The organism is Enterococcus sp. 9E7_DIV0242, from assembly GCF_002140975.2.
GTDB lineage: Bacteria > Bacillota > Bacilli > Lactobacillales > Enterococcaceae > Enterococcus_L > Enterococcus_L clewellii.
The window spans coordinates 830885-849507 of record NZ_CP147247.1; the positions used below are offsets into that span (position 1 = coordinate 830885).

General features: G+C 37.7%; 20 protein-coding genes. 3 read left to right on the forward strand and 17 right to left on the reverse strand.

Annotated features, from left to right (window positions below; all coding sequences use genetic code 11):
• Positions 1-5 precede the first annotated feature (5 nt).
• The 8 genes from A5888_RS03930 to A5888_RS03965 all read right to left on the reverse strand — a co-directional run bounded on the left by A5888_RS03930 (position 6) and on the right by A5888_RS03965 (position 5571).
• Entirely contained in the window at positions 6-989 is a 984-nt protein-coding gene (locus A5888_RS03930; RefSeq protein WP_170924698.1) for an ADP-ribosylglycohydrolase family protein, read from the reverse strand.
• Between the two features lie 75 nt (positions 990-1064).
• Positions 1065-1397, reverse strand: coding sequence for a hypothetical protein (locus A5888_RS03935; protein ID WP_086347924.1), 333 nt, complete (start codon positions 1395-1397; stop codon positions 1065-1067).
• A gap of 39 nt (positions 1398-1436) precedes the next feature.
• Positions 1437-2399 (reverse strand): GNAT family N-acetyltransferase, encoded by a 963-nt coding sequence (locus A5888_RS03940; RefSeq protein ID WP_086347925.1) that lies wholly within the window; start codon positions 2397-2399, stop codon positions 1437-1439.
• Between the two features lie 193 nt (positions 2400-2592).
• Complete coding sequence (locus tag A5888_RS03945) at positions 2593-3105, reverse strand: hypothetical protein (RefSeq protein WP_086347926.1); 513 nt, start codon at positions 3103-3105, stop codon at positions 2593-2595.
• A gap of 51 nt (positions 3106-3156) precedes the next feature.
• Positions 3157-3402 carry a DUF1871 family protein gene (locus A5888_RS03950; RefSeq protein ID WP_139843804.1) on the reverse strand — a complete coding sequence of 82 codons (246 nt, stop codon included), beginning with the start codon at positions 3400-3402 and terminating at the stop codon, positions 3157-3159.
• A gap of 53 nt (positions 3403-3455) precedes the next feature.
• A complete protein-coding gene (locus A5888_RS03955; RefSeq protein ID WP_086347928.1) occupies positions 3456-3746 on the reverse strand; it encodes a barstar family protein in 291 nt (96 codons plus the stop codon).
• A 467-nt stretch (positions 3747-4213) separates the two neighbouring features.
• Positions 4214-4747 (reverse strand): O-acetyl-ADP-ribose deacetylase, encoded by a 534-nt coding sequence (locus tag A5888_RS03960; protein WP_086347929.1) that lies wholly within the window; start codon positions 4745-4747, stop codon positions 4214-4216.
• 56 nt (positions 4748-4803) lie between these two features.
• The gene (locus A5888_RS03965; protein WP_086347930.1) at positions 4804-5571 is read right to left on the reverse strand and encodes a MurR/RpiR family transcriptional regulator; all 768 of its coding nucleotides are present in this window, start codon (positions 5569-5571) and stop codon (positions 4804-4806) included.
• Positions 5572-5737: 166 nt separating this feature from the next.
• On the opposite strand from A5888_RS03965, the gene A5888_RS03970 reads away from it, so the two are divergent.
• The 3 genes from A5888_RS03970 to A5888_RS03980 all read left to right on the forward strand — a co-directional run bounded on the left by A5888_RS03970 (position 5738) and on the right by A5888_RS03980 (position 9016).
• On the forward strand, positions 5738-7120 hold the full coding sequence (locus A5888_RS03970; RefSeq protein WP_086347931.1) for a glycoside hydrolase family 1 protein: 1383 nt from the start codon (positions 5738-5740) through the stop codon (positions 7118-7120).
• 276 nt (positions 7121-7396) lie between these two features.
• Positions 7397-8701, forward strand: a complete 1305-nt coding sequence (locus A5888_RS03975) for a PTS sugar transporter subunit IIC (protein ID WP_086348354.1) — start codon at positions 7397-7399, stop codon at positions 8699-8701.
• A 78-nt stretch (positions 8702-8779) separates the two neighbouring features.
• Positions 8780-9016, forward strand: a complete 237-nt coding sequence (locus tag A5888_RS03980) for a hypothetical protein (RefSeq protein ID WP_086347932.1) — start codon at positions 8780-8782, stop codon at positions 9014-9016.
• A gap of 54 nt (positions 9017-9070) precedes the next feature.
• Here the strand turns inward: A5888_RS03980 and A5888_RS03985 are convergent, their stop codons facing one another.
• The 9 genes from A5888_RS03985 to A5888_RS04025 form a co-directional block, all read right to left on the reverse strand.
• Entirely contained in the window at positions 9071-9763 is a 693-nt protein-coding gene (locus tag A5888_RS03985; protein ID WP_086347933.1) for an endonuclease V, read from the reverse strand.
• An 89-nt stretch (positions 9764-9852) separates the two neighbouring features.
• Positions 9853-10359, reverse strand: coding sequence for a DUF2247 family protein (locus tag A5888_RS03990; protein WP_086347934.1), 507 nt, complete (start codon positions 10357-10359; stop codon positions 9853-9855).
• A gap of 312 nt (positions 10360-10671) precedes the next feature.
• The gene (locus A5888_RS03995) at positions 10672-11145 is read right to left on the reverse strand and encodes a hypothetical protein (RefSeq protein WP_339101925.1); all 474 of its coding nucleotides are present in this window, start codon (positions 11143-11145) and stop codon (positions 10672-10674) included.
• A gap of 397 nt (positions 11146-11542) precedes the next feature.
• Positions 11543-12016, reverse strand: a complete 474-nt coding sequence (locus tag A5888_RS04000; RefSeq protein WP_339101926.1) for a hypothetical protein — start codon at positions 12014-12016, stop codon at positions 11543-11545.
• A gap of 205 nt (positions 12017-12221) precedes the next feature.
• A complete protein-coding gene (locus A5888_RS04005) occupies positions 12222-12701 on the reverse strand; it encodes a hypothetical protein (protein ID WP_086347935.1) in 480 nt (159 codons plus the stop codon).
• 1 nt (position 12702) lies between these two features.
• Entirely contained in the window at positions 12703-14010 is a 1308-nt protein-coding gene (locus A5888_RS04010; RefSeq protein ID WP_086347936.1) for a PAAR-like protein, read from the reverse strand.
• Positions 14011-14067: 57 nt separating this feature from the next.
• Positions 14068-16983, reverse strand: coding sequence for a DUF6531 domain-containing protein (locus A5888_RS04015; RefSeq protein ID WP_339101927.1), 2916 nt, complete (start codon positions 16981-16983; stop codon positions 14068-14070).
• 42 nt (positions 16984-17025) lie between these two features.
• Positions 17026-17526, reverse strand: coding sequence for a hypothetical protein (locus tag A5888_RS04020; RefSeq protein WP_086347937.1), 501 nt, complete (start codon positions 17524-17526; stop codon positions 17026-17028).
• Positions 17523-18620, reverse strand: coding sequence for a pentapeptide repeat-containing protein (locus A5888_RS04025; protein WP_339101928.1), 1098 nt, complete (start codon positions 18618-18620; stop codon positions 17523-17525). Before A5888_RS04025 ends, A5888_RS04020 begins: the two co-directional genes overlap by 4 nt.
• Positions 18621-18623 lie beyond the last annotated feature (3 nt).

The window sequence follows — 18623 nt, forward strand, 5'->3', positions numbered from 1 at the left end:
AAACATTAAACACAAAGTTTCACTAATTGCTGAATACGTGTATCTAAAATTTCCTTGTTCGCAATAACTTCCAACCATTCTTTAGGGATCGCCTGATAGGTATAATACAGACCAGCAAGACTTCCAGTGATTGCACCGATTGTATCTGTGTCTTCGCCCAAATTCACCGCGACCAATACAGCCTCTTTATAAGAACTCGTCGTTCCCAGACACCAAATTGCTGCTTCTAAGCTATCAATTACATATCCACTAGAACGAATCTGATTCTCTGGTATCTCAAAAAAGTTCTCTTGAAAGATACGTGAATAGTGCACCAGTTCTTTTATATAGTCATCCGTCTCAGAAAGATACTCTGAGAAACACTGCTCAACAAGCGGCAATGACTGTTTCAATGAATGGCCGGCACTCATATTTCTCAACAATTCGATATAAATGAGTGAACCGACGATTGAGCGAGGATGGGCATGAGTGATTTCGGAATAACTTTTCACCACCTCTACCCTCCTTTGAAACGATTCTTCTTTCTGTAAAATAAAAACAAGAGGAGAGATTCGCATCAATGCTCCATTGCCATTTTCACGTTCTCCTGTTCCACCGCATTTCTCGGCAGGTACGCCTTTTTTGAAGCGTTCGATCGCTTCAACTGTTGTGATACCAATATCAAACATTTCATTAAAAGGTGTTAGATACCCTTCATCTCGGTAACGAACAAACTTATCCATTAAGGTGCTTATATTGCCTGACTCTACCAAATTTTCAATCAGACAAAACGTCAACGAAGTATCATCCGACCAAGTCCCCGGCGGTTGATTATACGTGCCATAACCAATCATTTCATTGACCAAAAACGTCCCTCTTTTTTTAAACTCGACAGGAACACCTAAACAATCACCAACGATAAACCCATACAGCACAGATTCGATTTGATTTTTTCTATTCAGATCCATTTTCTTGCTATCATCTGCAACTCTAATCAACTCATTTTCCATTCCTTTTCCTCCTCTATAAAACATAGTTAGTAAGCTTCAACTTGCGTATAGTTTCACTCTCTTTTGGTATACGCATCAGCCAATAAAAATACGCAGCTCTTTTTCAGTGAATATCTCTTCTATCGCTTTTATGACCTGATTCACACGCAAACCCAACCATTGCGCCCTCTCTTGATCAGCAATAGTAGTCAAGAACCACTCTTTCACTTTTTCGAGTTCTTGTATGATTAACGGTCCCTGTTCATAACCGAACACTACCCCAAATTGAAAATGCTGTACCCATTCCAGCTCTAGCTGTTTTGCTGCATTTTGCCATTCGTCTTCAAAAGTTCGTTCAGTAGCCACAGGTACATAAAGTCGATCCTCAGCATCCGTTCTCGGATTATCGATCATTAATGCGACGGACATTTTCCAGGTCTCCTTTAATTAGTAACTTCTCTTTCCTTATCATTTTTCTTTTACAATTGGCTCAATCTCTCTAATCATAGAAAAAAGGATCGGCTCAAAATGCTTATCCCAGAATAGGCGAGCATTTATATTTGCTGTGCCATGCTCAACATGAAGCCACTCTACACCAGCCTCCATACTATCTGCTTCTGCAAAATGCAGCAGCCTTTGAGCAACACCCAAATTACGAAATTCAGGTTTCACGTAGATATCTCCAACATCGTATAGCATCACCTCAGAGAAAATAGGGTCTTCATTCTTCGAAGCATCAAGCATTCCAATGATTTCACCATTTGCTCGTGCAACATAAAATCGGCTTTCTTCTGTCAAAATATATGCCATAAAGCTCTCATCTGTAAATTCTGTTCCTGGATAAAAAACAGGCGAGCTTTGCAAATGTCTTATTAGCTTATGGTACATGGAGAGGATCGTTTCTTGTTCGTTTTTGATTTCATTTGTCGAAAGTCTAGTACAAATTACATCGGGATTCTTAGAAAAATCTACATAGTTGTTTTTTCTAATTGCTTCAAGGCTGATTAAACCAAACTGTTCATAGAAAAGAGCCTTCACTAATTCAGTGTCATTTTCAAAAACCTTCATTTCATAATTTGTTTTTAGATTCTCAGAAAGCTCCACATCCAAATGCTTTTTTAGCAATAGCTGCAACACAGTTATTCGGTCACAACCTTCTTTTATACCTAGACCAAACGCAGGGATATATACATGCTTGACAGCGTCCTCTTTCCAGATGTGCCCTTCAATTAAAAAACCTAGAATTTCATTCTCTTTTTCTGCTACATATCCTTTCCCGCTTTCGCAAATCGAAGTCAGTAATCCTATCACTGCGGTTTCGCTTGTCTCAGGATACCCCACAATTCTTTCTGACACTCCTTTTTTAAAAGAAGCTTGAGCTATTTCAATACATTCATTTCTATCTGAAGCTGTTATATTACGAATAATCATTGATTATTGTCCTCCTCGCTTAAAACAGAGATTTCTTCTTTTTATACGATTTAGCTGAAAAAACTAAATCTTCAAACCAAATTGATGCAACCGCTATCTTAAGGAAATAACTTCCACATCATTTACTACTCTGTCTCTTCCATTTTACCAAAAAAAGCCGGGAGTGGACGATCTTTATCCCACTCTCGACTAACTATTCTAACGTGAAAAGAACGCTTTCCGGTCGTTCTACTTTTCTATGTTCTTTCAAATTTTCTTCCCAATAGTCCTTTTGACTATCGCTACCGCTTCCAATGCCTTGAAGGAATGAAGGATCAAGAAAAATATGTTGCCCACTTCTCAGCCATAAACTCAACGCAACACAGGTAATTTGCACTTCTGAAACGTTTAAATCATAAACAACTATTTTAATGATTTCATTGGTTTGACTATCTGGGACATCCAAAATCAAGTCACCAGCTCTGGAAATCCCCGCAAACATGTCCTCATCGATCTCAAAGTCGTGTTTGACTGAGTCAACGATCTTAAGCTGTAATCTCGAATATTGTTCAATTGATAGGCATTCAAGAAATCCAGAAGCAAACTCAAAATAAAGGAACCGTAAGTCTGGACAAAATTCCAATTGACCATCCACTTCATCAATAAAGCCCGTCAAATAAACTTCTTTAAGCCTGTTGCCTTTCACTAACTGTATGATTCGATCCATCCTATGAACCACCACTTTTCTAAAATTTAATCATTTCCTTGTAAATGAGAACTAAGGCAAACTTTGTATTATCTGCCTTGCAATAAGCTTCTTCTCCGCTTGACTGTTTGAGATACCAAATGCAGTATTAAAAATAGTGTTTATTGCTTTGTCCAACTCTTGCTCACTAATGTCAGGCTGCTGTTCCAATACTTTCATGATTCTTTTTATTTCAATACTATACTCATCCTCCGGTGCATGAGGAAGCAAGCCGATTGGATTCCACTCATTGATGACTTTCTCAATTTTTTTGTACATAAATGCTCCCCTTTCTTTGTTTTCTTCCTTCTCATTTTCTACATCATTTCTTTTCAATTGTATATTACTTCTGTTTTCCACTCTGGGTGCTTGTGATTAAAATCCGCCAAAATTCGTTTAAGATACTCTGCTTCCTCAGGTAGGTTTTGTACAAACGCTTGCCAATTTTTAAAAACTATTTTTTCCGGCAGCTCAACTAGTCCTGTGATTGCATCCCAAAAGGCAGCCCAATTTTTACCATAGAAATCGGGAAATGCCAACGCTTCTTTTAGAGTTACATGAAGTGCCACACGACTAGTTATTTTTTCAACATCAATAAAAACGAGTTTTTTTCTAGCTTCCATTATCTTTCCCCTATCTGCATGATTAAACAGCAGAAACAGTTAGCTAGACCATTTCTGCTGCACTCCTTTTTTACAGGGCGCTCATTTTCACATTCTCAGAAAAGAGTAGGTTTTTTTGTTTGCTGTAGACGCCCTTACAAGACACACTTTGTCTATTTTAAGTAGATAGATTGGTAGTTGGTTTGCTGTTTGTGTCTTTAAAAGTAACACAGGAATCGAACCTGTAAGCTGTTCCGTTACCGTCTCAGCTTGTTGACCAATAAACAAGTTACCTGATGAGTCTTATTATAGGAAAGATCCACTCATTCATCTTTTAAAAAAGGTTGCGCAAAGTCGAAATGGCAAAAAAAGACGAAAAAAATTGGCTGTTGTTTCCCAATTCTTTTCGTCTATAGGCTGAGAGATCAACCGACTATTACTATTTAGTAGTCAATCTGGCTTGGTAAAAACAATATTTACAGTGATATCTAAAGCTCAACGATTATAGATGGCTCATTGATCTTTTTCAATAAATCCGAATAATGCGTATAATTCAATTGATCATTACAGATAAAAATGACTTTTTCTAACTTACTGGTTTCATTGGCGTACCTCACAACTGTTTCTATTGCCGTTTTTGCTGCAAGGTCCAAAGGAAAGCGATACCTCCCTGTACTGATACATGGAAAAGCAATTGACTGAAAGCCATTTTTTTCTGCCAACTCCAAACTATTAAAATAGCAATCCCGTAACAGCTCTTTTTCCCCCTTACTTCCACCATTCCAAACTGGTCCAACAGTATGAATGACGTGTTTAGCGGGCAGGTTGTAGCCCTTTGTCAGCTTCGCTTCACCAGTACGACAACCATTCAGTGTTCTGCATTCTTCTAATAATTTCTTGCCGGCAGCTCGATGAATCGCTCCATCGACACCCCCACCGCCTAATAAGGAACTATTGGCTGCATTCACAAGTGCATCTACTGATAATTGAGCAATATCTCCTAAAAGCACTGTTATCTTCATCGTATCCCCCTTACTTTATGTGGCGTTCAAACCCTGACTTGACGTTTCACTATTGACTAGATATTTTTGCGCAGTCTCAGGCGCTTGGCAATTTTTTCGATTAGAAAGAGAGCTGGCAGCTGAGAGGTCAGCTCGATCGTCTTATCATGATTGTCACTTGTTTTATAAATCGTCTCTCGGTTAATCGTATAAGGAATATTCAAATCAGACATGCGACTAATCGTTGAGCTGTCACTATTTGTAATCGAAATAATCGGACATTTTTTTGTATTTAATCGTTTGATGTAATGGATGATTTCCTTTGTCTCTCCAGTAACGGATAGCGCAATGATACAGGTATTCTGCAAGACATCATCCGGAAACCATTCGATCGGATAGTTTGATGGGTCCTCAATCCGCAAGGCTGTTTGAGATAAATTCGTGAAATATAAGGTGCCATATCCAGCAATCATTTCTGACGAACCGGAGCCAAGAAACAACACCAGCCCTTTGTCACAAAGAATATCTACAGCTTTTTCTATCTTATCTCTCAAGAAGGGCTCATTCACTCGCTCAAGAAAATGAATATATTGTGTCTCATCGACATCCGCAACTTGGGCTTTATGAAGCGAATCTGCGTAAAGCTGTAATTTCACTTTGAATTCCGCAAATCCACTACATTCAAATTTATGGCAAAAGCGCTGAATGCTGGCTGTACTAGTGTGTGTTTCCTCGGCAAGATCCCTAATTCGCATATAAGAGACTGATTTAAGATTTGTTGCGATATAATGGTAGATCTCGTATTCTAACGGGTTCAATTCAGGAATGTAATCTAAAAAAAGCATGCTCGTCCCCCCTTGTCACAGGCTGTGACAAATTTGTCAAAAATATCAACCTGTCGATACAAATGACAACAGATTGTAAGCGCATAACATTATGAAATCAATGATGCTATACTCCATTATAGAGGGCGCTTACACAAACTGCAATACACAATCAAGGAGGAACAACATGACAATTGACTTTCCGAAATCCTTCTTCTGGGGAGCTGCCAGTAGTGCCACCCAGGCTGAAGGTCGAGAAAAAAATGATGGCAAAGGAGAAAACATCTGGGACTATTCATCCAAGGAATTCAACTTCCGTTTTTACGATGGCGTAACCACAGAGCATACCTCCTATTTCTATCGAGATTTTAAAGAAGACATTCAACGAATGAAAGAGATCGGCTTCAATTCCTTTCGAACCTCTATTTCCTGGTCCAGATTATTTCCTGACGGAATTGGGGAACTCAATCAAAAAGGCGTCGATTTTTACAATCAAATGATCGATGAACTACTAGCACAGGGAATCGAACCCTTCATTAATCTTTATCATTTTGACATGCCGATGAAGCTGCAGGAAATCGGGGGCTTTGAAAATCGCGAAGTCATTCAAGCCTATGCCATCTATGCAAAAACCTGCTTTAAGCTGTTTGGTGATCGGGTAAAATACTGGTTTACATTCAATGAACCAATGATTCCAGCTGAAGCCGGCTATCTCCATGACCGTCATTACCCTTACATCGTTGACTTCAAAAGAGCCGCAACGGTACTACACCATATTGTTCTCGCTCATTGTGAAGCAGTCAAAATATACCGTGAGTTGAAGCTTTCAGGAAAAATCGGCATCATCATGGATGTGCTCCCTGTCTATCCACGCAGTCAAAACCCTGCGGATTTACAAGCCGCAGAAATGGCGGATCTTTTCTATACGAAAAGTATCAACGACGCCATCCTAAAAGGGCAGTATCCGGTTCAGTTAAAAGAGATCCTCCAGAAATATGACCAGATGCCTGAGGTGACAACGACCGATACTACTCTTATTGCTTCAACAAAAATCGATCTTTTGGGGATCAATTATTACCGTCCACGTAGAGTAATGGCGAAGGAGTGTTTGCCGAATCCGAAAGGGGTCTTCTCACCGGAATGGTTCTTTGACAATTATGAAATGCCGAATCGTAGGATGAACACGTCGAGAGGAATCGAGATTTATCCAAAAGGAATCTACGACATCGCTAAGAAAATTCAAAATGAATATGGCAATATCGACTGGTTCGTTTCTGAAAATGGGATCGGTATTCAAGGGGAAGAGCAGTTTATCAAAGATGGTATGGTACAAGATGACTACCGGATTGATTTTCTTAAAGAGCATTTGACTTATTTGAATCAGGCAATGAATGAAGGCGCTAATTGCTTAGGTTATCATATGTGGACCTTTGTGGATTGTTGGTCTTGGGGCAATGCGTATAAGAACCGCTACGGCTTCTACCGCTTAGATGTCGAAACAGGAGAAAAAACCTGCAAGAAATCTGGAAAATGGTTTAAGCAAGTCACAGAAGAACATGGATTTGAATGAAGTAGTATAACGAAGAGAGTAGACAACCATACTAGTTTCTTCAATGATTAAAAAGAAAGACTGTTACTCTTTTGTAGGAAGCTTTAAAAGTAATGAATAACGAACCACCAAAACGAGGAAAGTAGGCGAACCTGACCACCTTCCTCAACAAATAAAAGGAGGACCATTACTCTTTTATAGGAACCTCTAGAAGTAATGGATAGCGGACCTCTAAAATAGAGAAAGTAGTCGAACTCGCCTACTTTCTACAACAATCAAAAGGAGCGATACCACATGATGAACGTTTTTGATAATCTTGCTACAAAGCTGTTACCAATTGCAAACGCTATTGGTAACCAGAGACATTTGCAAGCAATTCGAAATGGACTGATTTCTATTCTGCCACTAACAATCGTCGGCTCATTTTTCACGATATTGCTGAATCTGCCCATTGATGGCTACTCAGAAATGATTGCCCCCTATATCCAAGCGCTGGATGTCCCCTTCCGTTTTACGGTTGGCTTGATGTCTCTTTATGCTTCATTTACAATTGGTGCATTTTTAGGAAATACCTATAAGCTGGATAAAATCACAAGTGGATTTCTGTCCATGCTTGCCACATTGCTGATGGTGGTTCCAGTGAATATCCAAGAAGGAATCGATACAGTTGGCAATGCAGTTACTGCCGGTCGTTATATCCCAATCACACCACTAGGCTCTCAAGGCCTTTTCGGCGCAATTGTCGCGGCACTTATCTCTGTTGAAATTTATCGTTTCACGAAAGAAAAGAATTTGGAAATCAAGATGCCTGAAGGGGTACCACCCGTTGTCGGTGAATCCTTCGCGGCGCTATTGCCAACATTGATCGTTATTCTATTATTTTGGATTCCCAGACATTTCTTGAATTTCAACTTGAATGAATTACTGAGTTTGGCAATTTCACCGCTAAAAGGCTTTCTTACCGGAAACAATCTGTTTGGCGGCGTCATCACTCAGTTTATGATTTGTCTGTTCTGGGCATTAGGGATTCACGGCCATGCCGTACTTGGTCCAGTGATCCGTCCTTTTTGGGATCAAGCGATCATCGAAAATGCAGAACTGTTTCAAAATGGCGTGAGTGCTTTTGACTTACCTAATCTTTTTACTGAACAATTTTACCAATGGTATGCTCAAATGGGCGGTACTGGATCAACGCTTGCCCTTGTTGTATTATTCCTGTTCTCTCGCTCAAAATACTTGAAGCAATTAGGACGACTCTCTATCCTTCCGGGAATTTTCAACATCAACGAACCAGTGATTTTTGGCGCACCAATCGTTATGAACCCACTCTTGGCTATTCCATTTATTTTGGTTCCTATTGTGAATACCATCCTCGTTTACATTGTAACGATTCTTGGTTGGATGCCAAAAATGATGGTCAAACCACCCTTTTCAATTCCAGCTCCGCTGGGTGCTCTGATTACTTCAAACTGGAACTGGGTTGCCTGTGTCATGGTATTTGTCTGCTTCGCTGTTTCTTTGATGATCTATTACCCTTTCTTCAAAGCATTTGAAAAAATGCAGGTAGAGCAAGAATCAGCAGCAGATACAACACTTGACTAATTGCCTTGGCATTGCTGAAAATGTCGTATGCGCTAAACTGAATCTTTCAAATCTATTTAATAAATAGGAGGATTTTCTATGAATTATTTATTATATGCCAGTGTTATCTTTCTAGCTCACTTTCTCTTCAATCGCTATCAAAAACGGATTACACTGTCTTTTGGTAAGATTTTAGGCTTAACGATTTTGCTATTACTTTTCTCAGCAGTCATCAGTACAATCATCGGAACACTGGTACCGATCATTCTCAGCACTCTTGTGACTGCGGTGCTATTACAGAATACTTATCTACGCAATCTCAAAATAAGTAAATAGTCATCATAAAAAACCTGTGGCATCGTTCTTCTAAGCGCCACAGGTTCTGCTTTTTTATAGAGATTTTATAGAGCTGTACTCTTTCCTCTTTGTATGTGTTTCCAAATCAGCATAGCGAGTGGTGATAGGTAACCGACTTTCTTTCTCGACAAAATGCATGGTGATTGCTTTTGCTGTTTCTAACTCGATTCCATTGCCGCAGGAAATATAGATAGGTTTGACATTTTTTCTGGTTCTTAACACCAAACCATATTCTTCTCCACCAACTTGGATAGATTCAGATGCACCAACCTCATCCTTCGGCATATTAACTATTGCCTTTTCAATTTTAAAGTATGTCTTAGCTACTCCGATCGTTGGCTTATTTAAATAAAAAGATGCGTGCGTTGCTATGCCCATATGTCGAGAATGCAGATACCCATTTCCATCAAACATATATAGGTCTGGTGATTGTTGAAGCTTTTCAACTGTTTTTAAAACCAACGGCAGCTCTCTAAATGCTAAAAATCCAGGAATATATGGGACCATTATTTCTCCATGATAATCGACTTTTTCAATAATTTCTTTCGTCTGATAATCTACAACTACGATGCAACATACACCATACTCTTTTCCGGCTTCTGTCCAATAGGCAAGATCAACTCCCGCAACTAAGCGGAGAGCATTTAATTTAAATGTATTTTTTAACGATATTTCTGACAACCACTTTTCTTGTTCTTTTCTAAATTCACTCTCTATATTAGACATCTCTACTCAAACTTCCTTATCATTTTTGTCAAACTAAATAATTTGTTTCTAATGTTTCCGCCCAAAGCTAAACATTCTGCAGATTCAAATCATCTTATTTGCTCACAATTTCCTTTTAACTCGCTGATTAACTTCGTCTTCTCAGATCTCAAAAAATCATAGAACCTATTTACCATATCTTGGTTTGTCGAAGCAAATTCTTGTGGCATATATGGGATAAAGCTTGCCATTTCTTCTGGGTAATCATGGTCATCATAAAACTTTGTAATCTCTTCTAACAGTTCTTTTTCATCTAGATTTTTTTCTTTTAGATCAGTTAAATGGATCAAGCGCAGTTTTCGCTCTTCTTGCTTTATCTCTTCCACTTTTAAATTCGGAAAAAAACTATTTTTTATGTCAGACAATACCTGATCCAAATCATTAGAATCTACTTGCCACGCTAAATCGCAAATTATTTCGCTATCGTCCCCCTTTTCCATCAGCTCTACAGCGTAGTCTGAAATGGCTTCTTCGGTAAGAAAAAATTGAGTGATACCCACGTAAATAGTCTTCCAACTATACTTTAGTCCTCTTTTTCTAAAATCTGCTAATTTCAACGTATTTTCCTCTATCTTTCTATAGTTAGCATTGACTCTATAGTGATCTCTATCCAGAAAAGAAATTTATATAGCCAATGCAATGTTTTGCTCGTTAACCACTTGATTACTTTATAAAACACTCGTTATTCTAAATCTAGTATTTATTATTTCTCGCCTGTTGTCCAGCATTTTTTTTGGGGGAATCTCTTGTAATTCTTCTCTATATAACCACAAATGTTTACTTAAAACTTATTTCAATACTTCACTCTCTATGGAATATAAAAAATGGTATCAGTTAATGCAACCAATACCATTCCGTAAATCTATCCATTATTTTTCATTTTCCTCTGGTTCATTTGGCTCTACCCAGATAGCATTTCGTTCTAACGGTCCACCACATTTTCGACAGCATACTTGTTCCAATTTGCTTGCTTCTCTCATAAGTTCAATATCGTTTGATAAAAATTCGTATAAATGCGGTAGTGTTGGGTTCGCTATAGTTCCAAGCCAGTCGCAATTTTTGCAAACTGTATTTTCTAATGCTATTCTTTGCCAACCCTTAGGTAACTCATAAAACAATATTGGATCCCAATAATAGGAATCTTTTCCAGATTGTCTTTTTTTAATACCACATATAAAATCATCAGCTGCTTCAGCAAACCTTACCTTACCATCAGTGAGCTTATACATAAAAGACTCATAGTTTATACCCTTGTACTCTCCTAGCTGTAGTATTTCTTCCCATAGTCTTAAGTCCAACAATTCAAATTCTTCGCTACAATTTATAAACTTCCTAGTTTCCATTTTCTTTTGCTCCTATTCCATGAATAATTAAGTATTCGCTCTCTGTTGATCCAGATAATGTCTGAAGAAGTAAGTCTTTCTTCGGAACTTTAATCTCAAAAACTATTCCATTCTTACCTGCGTAAAACTGAGCCCTACTTTTATCTGCGGTAAAAGAGACCATGCTTTTCTCTAAACCAAATCCTGTTCTTAATTCTGTTCCAAAAGCCCCATGTGCTTGAATATACTCACCTAAACTACTATACCATATCGAATGTTACCGACCATAAACCGTTTAAAAATTTCTCAGTATTATATCTGCATTACAATTATTATTATATTAAAGACAGTTTGATAATTTAAAGTCTAAGAAATGGTATCAGTTGATGCAACCAATACCATTTTGTAAACCTATCCATTATTTTTCATTTTCCTCTGGTTCATATGGCTCCACCCAAATAGCTTCTCGCTCTAATGGACCACCACATTTTGGGCATCTTACTTGTTCCAATTTACTTGCTTCTCTAGCTAATTCAAATCTATTTGGAAGAAAAAAATATAAATCTACTAATCCTGGATCAGCAATCTCGCCCATCCAATCACAGTTTCTACATTTTGTTGTTTCTAAGTTTACTCGTTGCCCCCCTTGTGGTAGATGATAGAACAATATCGGATCCCAATAATAAGATTTATTTCCAGATTGTCTCTTTTTTATGCCACATAAAAAATTATCATTTCTTTCAGAAAATCTAACTTTATAATCCGTATATTTACACGTTACAGAATCATATTTTACCCTCTTGTACTCTCCTAGTTGTACTATTTCTTCCCATAGTCTTAAGTCCAACAATTCAAATTCTTCGCCACAATTCATAAACTTCTTAGTTTCCATTTTGTTTTGCTCCTACTTCATCTTCACCCGCTTCTTCAAAGGAAGAACCTTTACCCGGTTTTTGAAGATGTTTCCATATTCTTTCCAATTCAAGTTAACCATATTGTCACTTCAATCTTAAAATCTTTACTTTTTTTTCAATATGTAAGCTCTGTAAAAAATGGTATCAGCTTAGACAGCCAATACCATTCCATGAATCTATCCATTATTTTTCATTTCCCTCTGGTTCATATGGCTCTACCCAGATAGCGTCTTGATTTAATGGGCCACCACATTTGGGACATCTTACTTGTTCCAATTTACTTGCTTCTCTCGCCAACTCAAATCTATTTGGAAGAAAAAAATATAGATCTACTACTCCTGGATTTGCAAGTCTTCCCAGCCAATCACAATTTTTACAAATCGTGTTTTCTAATTTCACGCGTTGCCAACCTTTAGATAGTCGATAGAATAGTATAGGCTCCCAAGTATACCCACGTTTTACAAAACGCCTTTTGATTATACCGCATTTGAAACCATCATATTTTTCTGCAAATCTCACTTGCCCATCGGTAAAATCAATGACAAAAGACGAGAAGTATTCCACACCTTTATATTCTTTAGTTACTAGAATTTTCTCCCATAACTTTATATCTAACAAATCATACTCTTCCCCACAATTTAGAAAAGGTTCAGCCTCACTCATTTCATTTCCCTCCAATTCCATTTATTATCAAATATTCGCTTTCTCCAGCTCCATCTAATGTTTGAGGAAGCAAACCATTTTTTTGAACCTTAACCTCAACAACTATTCCCTTTTCTCCAGCATAAAACAAAGCCATATTTTTATCAGCAGTAAAAGATACCATACTTCTTTCTAAACCAAAATCTTTCGGTAGTTCGATACCAAACCCACCATGAGCTTGAATATATTGATCAAGATCATTGTACCATATTGGAAGCCATTGCTCATGAACAATTTGAGAGTTTTTTATTGCTATATCTATATTAGAATTATTTTCAAGATATGCTCTTATTCCAGCATCACTCAAGATTACTCCAGTTTCTTCAAATATCTGCCTTTCCATCATACGATCCGTCCCCCTATACAAAGTCATGTACTCATCTGCCATAATCGACTGCTTTTGCGTGGTAGGGGGTGTTTTCTTGTTCCCCCCAGAATAGCCATACTCATATCGAGCACCATAGTACCCAGCAACCATATATGGTGTTATCCAACCTGCTAAGGATGACAATCGATCGTACCATTTCAGTTCTTCTCCGGTAAAATAATTTTTCCCGGTTATCGCCTGATACATCACTACTTCTTCGTACGAAGGGATCTCTCCTGATTTTTCAAACTGATACTTACTTAAGACATCTCGAACAAACTCATTATACATTCGAGTTGCTGTGTAATCCTCACCAGTAGCTCCCGTCCCTTTTAGCCACATCCAGATAGTCTCATTACCGGCTATAGTAATGCTACCGTATCTTTTATCCGCCAAATATTCATAAATATCTGCAACCTTTTGCAAATCACCAAGACTGCCTAAACCACCAGTCTGTCCATTGGAAGTTACCGTTATTGTATCAGGTTTTCCTGCCTCTTCACAAGTCAAGCGACAATTGGCGTGAAGCGCATCTTTCGTTCCAATTGTCGTTTTACTGTCTCCACCTGTCCATTTGTCTTTGAGTTTTGGCTTGCACTTTCCTTGTGCAGGACCTGCTTTTCCTTCTTTTTTCAGTTTTTCTTTTTCTTTTTTTAATAGCTTCTCACAGACACCAAAATCTTTTTCCTTGATTTCTGTATCATTTATAGTCAAAGTAATATCTGACCCAACAGAGTTTCCAGCTCCACTACCCGAGCTTAACAAAGTGGCAGGCTTATTACCAAGCTCACATTCCACTGTTGCTCCATCTACAACTAACAAAGCCGCTTCTAATTGTTGCTTAGTAACTGCTAAGTCAAAGGTTTTACTAAAACTATTCATCGCATCAGTCAAATTGACCAACTTCTTCACTCCTTATACACAACTACACCTTTATACAACAACTCGCTCTTTTTACTGCTATCTATTAAAATAATTATTCATCCTACAACGAATATTTTCTTCTAGTAATTCTTCTAAAAGTAAAATCCCAAACTCTTCTAGTCCACTGATCCCCTGCTCTGGAATAATTGCCAGTTTTAAATCAACTGCCTCTTCATTCTCATATTCTTTTGCGATATTTTTCAAAAAGAAGCGTTTCGCAAACATTGTCAGGAAGATGTTTTGTTTCTCAAAAAAAGCTAGATTGTTTGATGATTCTAATGGATTTTTTTCTAAAGATGCCTTTGAGAGCTGGATAAAGGAAAAGTGATTTAACATGCCTTTTACGTTGTTAATAGAGAAGTTATTAGAATAATTTTCTTGTGCTGATGGCTGTAATTTTTGATAAGAGTAATAAACACCTGTATTGGGTAGGTGTACTTCCTTTACAGTTTTCAATGCACATCCTATGATGACAGCTTCATTCTCCAGCATCTCCTTCCTGAAGATCTCAGTTTGATTTCCTTTGCCATCTTCAATGTAACAATTACCAATGGTTAGATTGTTTTTCATAAGTAGTTGCTTCGATTCATACTCGCTACACCAATGGATTATCTCCATTTTATTTTCTTCAAGAATGACAATTTCAAAAATTATTCGATCTTGAGCCCAGACATATATTGACAGCGCCTCTGCAGAATATACTTCAATTAACCGACCGAAGCAGTCATATTGGAATACAACAGGTTTATTGTTTTTATCATCTGCAATCGAGAGTAATCCCGATCCATAAAACACTGGCTTTTTCAATGACCTCTTCTCCAATACCTTTTCTTGATTTTCCGGTATAACAGTTACTGTTACTTCTTTGCTCTTATTCTCCAAAACATAATGACTCGATTCCGTATCTTTAACTTGAATTTTTATAGGTTCGTGCTTAGTTGGATTGCTTTTCACTACTCTTTGTGTCCCTTGCTTCCAGTAGTATTCTTTCAGAAGTTGCCCTATAATCAATGTATCTATGTTATCGTCTCTATCATATTTATAAAAAGTTGGAACCTTCATCATTTTTAAATCTTCAAAAGAGATTCTTTCCCCAGCCATTTGATGCGATTGATTGTAGGTCATTTCTAATTTACTCGATAGATTAGCAGCTGAACGTATTTGGCCAAACGCATCATATTCATACCGTTCCCAGGTCTTATCGCTAAAAATAATTTCCAGAATATTTCCGAGATGATTGTAATCTGCAACTAGCCACTCTTCCTCCGAATAAAGAACTTTGCTGACTCGCCCCTGCAAATTATACTCAAATTTCCGATGCCCGGATTCCCTTGAAATCTCTTCAATAATCTGTCCTGCTTCGTTTCGAATAATACTCAAAACCGTTTCATTACTGTCTTTCATTCTGAGAAGTCTGCCATTGAAATCGTGGGAAAGACGAAAGGTCTTATGACCATTTTTAAGCATTGTAACCTTGCCATTTTTATCATAGCTAAGCGAAAGAACTATATCTGGTGTTGCAAGTTCCACAATTTGATCCGCCGTATTATACTTATATTTTCTAAATAATTGATTATTTCTATTTATTACAAGTAACCGATTCCTTTTGTCGTACAAGTACGAAAAGAACTCTTCCTTATCTCCACTAACCCTTCTTTTCTGAATGATTAACCCTAAAGAATTATAAGAAATCGAAACCTCTACATCTTTTTCTTTTACATAACTAACTCGTCCAAATTCATCTGATTCAATAATTTTAGGCTGATAAAAATCACTTCTATATTTCTCTTTTTCATCTGGTGGCGGAGCAGCTAAGGTCCCGTCCTCTTCGTAACGATAGCTTTCCTTCTGACCATCGTTACTCTCTTTCTCAACTAACCAACCACGCTCATCATAGATATAGCTCATGATTCGACCTTCAGCTGATTGAAACCGAGTAATCAAGTTCTGCTTATTATAAAAATAACGTTCGAAACCACCTTGGGCGAAAGCGATTTCTTCTACAAGCCCCATTTTGTTATAACGGTACTTCGTCTGCCCGCCATAATAGTCCGTCACAAGATTATAGCCTTGATCTTGGTGGTACTCGATCCATCCTTCTTGAATATGACCGTCTCCCCAGGTATGTGTTACCCGTCCCAAGTCATCATATTGCCAATGGAATTTCATCCCATTTTTATCTTTCCGTTGAACCATCAGATAATTATCATCATAGGTGAATGTCACAGCGTATCCATCTACATCTGTTACAGAGATCAAATTCCCCATTTCTGAATAATCATAGTAGCTTACGACTGAGTCATTTACTGACAGAGACTGAATAAAGCCCAATAAATTATAGTTAACTATAAAAATTTGCTGATTCGAATCAATAAGTTGTTTCAAGCGTCCCTGTTCATCGTATAAAAGTTGCAGCTTAAATCCTGATTGGTTGCTGATTTCACTCATGTTATATAGCATTGGATTCTGTTTGTTTGGAACAAAACGGCATATCTGCCCTTGCTCTGCTTTTTTTAAAATATATTCCTTTTGTTCACAAATTAAGTGTAGTTTACTTGCTGTATCGAAATGTTCTAAATCATCAAATAACCATGGAAATTCTGTTTTTTGACCGTTTCCATCAATATGAAAGAGCAATTGATTTTCTGCATCAATTTCCAAATGTTCATCATAAATAAACAGAATCCGATTACCTAAAGAGCCAACCCAGTTACTATTACTTGTCCATTTCCAAGACCAATTGAGAGGAATTTGCCCTTTCGTTTCAAAATCTGTTTGATGGTACGTATAAGCCCCACTTATCAAATCAACTGGATCAAATCCAAAATGACGTTGTTCAGATTTTAGTTGATGCGTGCTAACTCTTTTCTCTTTTTTTACCGTGTCATCAAGAAAACGAAACCCTCTCTTCAGTTCTTTATACCTTTTACTTTTTTCATTCTTACGCTTCATTGTTACATTCCTCCTTTCTTAAAAATGGATTTTCGCCAACAATCACTCTTCAAGCCTCACCTCTTCTCCCACAAACCCATTCAATCCTCGTCTAAGCAGACTTTCCATAACGTCTAAACTGACGATCCAGCAATCTTCCGGCAGACCTTGAACGGAGAAAAATTTTTCGTAGATGATGCGTTCTTTCTTTAGCACCAAGGTCTCTACTATTCCTTGATTATCAAAAATTGTTTCGGGATGCAGACAATCAACTCCCCTAGGCTTGACTGCCCAATAGAATAAGTCTCTTTCCAGTTGAGAGCTACTCACCGTCACAAACTTTTTTGGTGGAGTCTTTGTATAGATGTTTATTGTATTTAGAAATTCCTCCGATATTATAGGAAAGGGTTCATGAAAATAATCGGTGATGCTCTCTATCTGTAAAGTTTTGGTAATAGCATTAAGTCCATCTTTGAAAATAATCTCCTTATAATCTTCCGGTAGATAGTCAAAGCTCAGGATATTTTTTTTGACTTGTTTTGGTTTGATTTGATAATAGATCATCGACTCACCCACTCAATTTCAGCTCGTTGTTTTTGTGACAAAGCAAGATACTTCTTCTCTGACTCAAAGAATTTCGTCCCATTCATTTTGGCACCCAAAAACACAGCTCCCTGTATTTTTGCTCCTCGAAAATCTGTATTCGTAAGGTTTGCGTAAGAAAAGTCCGTACCAAAAAAGCAAGGAATTGCCTCTATCCCCAAAGCAACAGCTCCTTTTACAAATCGAAAATCAGCATTGGAACAATCCGCTGAACGAAAGCTTGCGTCTTGAAGGTAGCTCCCGCTGAAATCACTATCAGACAAGGAACAATGTTCGAAACGACTCCCTACTAACAGACTCTCTCTAAACAATGCTTGTTCAAAATGACAAGATTCAAAATGTGCCCAAGTGATCACTTCTTTACTAAAATCAAATTGATCAAAAATAATCTTCTGAAAAATTTTATATTCATCAAAATCGAGTTGTCCCCCGACTTTTAATTGATCTACCACTGTTTGTGAGAGACCTTCTTCTTGCCATTCCATAATGCGTTCACTCGCATCCTTATACTCTCCTGCATATACATAGAGACTTTTACCTGTGACGATACCTTCGAATAACTGTTTTCCTCTCTCTCGAAATAGATAACGGAGTAAGGCAATAAAATACTGATGAAATACATCGTAGTAGCTACTCAGAAAATAATTTGTTTGCTTCTGTAAATGAGGATTTTGGCACGCATTGATTTCTTCTTCTAACCGACTTTTGAATGCTTTCAGATAGGGAGATAACCAATCGAATTGAATAACTGATTCTGCCTGTTTCGGACTGTAGTACCATTGTTTTCCATAGCTGTGGATTTCATAACAAAGACGCTCGTCAAAAAGATATGGCGCTCGTAACCATGAGAATACAAAAAAAGAAGTTGGCGATGCCTGTCCTACTCGTTGCTGCTCTTGAAGATCAGTAAAGAAAGGTTGCAGCTTCTTCTCCAAATATACGATCAACTCATTTTTTTCCTGACGAAATGCCTCATCTAGTTCTTGGATAAGTGATTTAACTAAAGGCTCGACAAACTCTAATTGAAATACTTTTATTGGTTCAGTCACAATCATCTT

Excerpts from the sequence above, each read along its gene's own strand:
- A5888_RS03950 (WP_139843804.1), bottom strand. The coding sequence starts at position 3,402 with ATGTACAAAAAAATTGAGAAAGTCATCAATGAGTGGAATCCAATCGGC.
- A5888_RS03945 (WP_086347926.1), bottom strand. The coding sequence starts at position 3,105 with ATGGATCGAATCATACAGTTAGTGAAAGGCAACAGGCTTAAAGAAGTT.
- A5888_RS03960 (WP_086347929.1), bottom strand. The coding sequence starts at position 4,747 with ATGAAGATAACAGTGCTTTTAGGAGATATTGCTCAATTATCAGTAGAT.
- A5888_RS03955 (WP_086347928.1), bottom strand. The coding sequence starts at position 3,746 with ATGGAAGCTAGAAAAAAACTCGTTTTTATTGATGTTGAAAAAATAACT.
- A5888_RS03935 (WP_086347924.1), bottom strand. The coding sequence starts at position 1,397 with ATGTCCGTCGCATTAATGATCGATAATCCGAGAACGGATGCTGAGGAT.
- A5888_RS03940 (WP_086347925.1), bottom strand. The coding sequence starts at position 2,399 with ATGATTATTCGTAATATAACAGCTTCAGATAGAAATGAATGTATTGAA.
- A5888_RS03980 (WP_086347932.1), top strand. The coding sequence starts at position 8,780 with ATGAATTATTTATTATATGCCAGTGTTATCTTTCTAGCTCACTTTCTC.
- A5888_RS03995 (WP_339101925.1), bottom strand. The coding sequence starts at position 11,145 with ATGGAAACTAGGAAGTTTATAAATTGTAGCGAAGAATTTGAATTGTTG.
- A5888_RS04020 (WP_086347937.1), bottom strand. The coding sequence starts at position 17,526 with ATGATCTATTATCAAATCAAACCAAAACAAGTCAAAAAAAATATCCTG.
- A5888_RS03985 (WP_086347933.1), bottom strand. The coding sequence starts at position 9,763 with ATGTCTAATATAGAGAGTGAATTTAGAAAAGAACAAGAAAAGTGGTTG.
- A5888_RS03970 (WP_086347931.1), top strand. The coding sequence starts at position 5,738 with ATGACAATTGACTTTCCGAAATCCTTCTTCTGGGGAGCTGCCAGTAGT.
- A5888_RS04015 (WP_339101927.1), bottom strand. The coding sequence starts at position 16,983 with ATGAAGCGTAAGAATGAAAAAAGTAAAAGGTATAAAGAACTGAAGAGA.
- A5888_RS04025 (WP_339101928.1), bottom strand. The coding sequence starts at position 18,620 with ATGATTGTGACTGAACCAATAAAAGTATTTCAATTAGAGTTTGTCGAG.
- A5888_RS03930 (WP_170924698.1), bottom strand. The coding sequence starts at position 989 with ATGGAAAATGAGTTGATTAGAGTTGCAGATGATAGCAAGAAAATGGAT.
- A5888_RS04000 (WP_339101926.1), bottom strand. The coding sequence starts at position 12,016 with ATGGAAACTAAGAAGTTTATGAATTGTGGCGAAGAATTTGAATTGTTG.
- A5888_RS04005 (WP_086347935.1), bottom strand. The coding sequence starts at position 12,701 with ATGAGTGAGGCTGAACCTTTTCTAAATTGTGGGGAAGAGTATGATTTG.
- A5888_RS03965 (WP_086347930.1), bottom strand. The coding sequence starts at position 5,571 with ATGCTTTTTTTAGATTACATTCCTGAATTGAACCCGTTAGAATACGAG.
- A5888_RS03975 (WP_086348354.1), top strand. The coding sequence starts at position 7,397 with ATGAACGTTTTTGATAATCTTGCTACAAAGCTGTTACCAATTGCAAAC.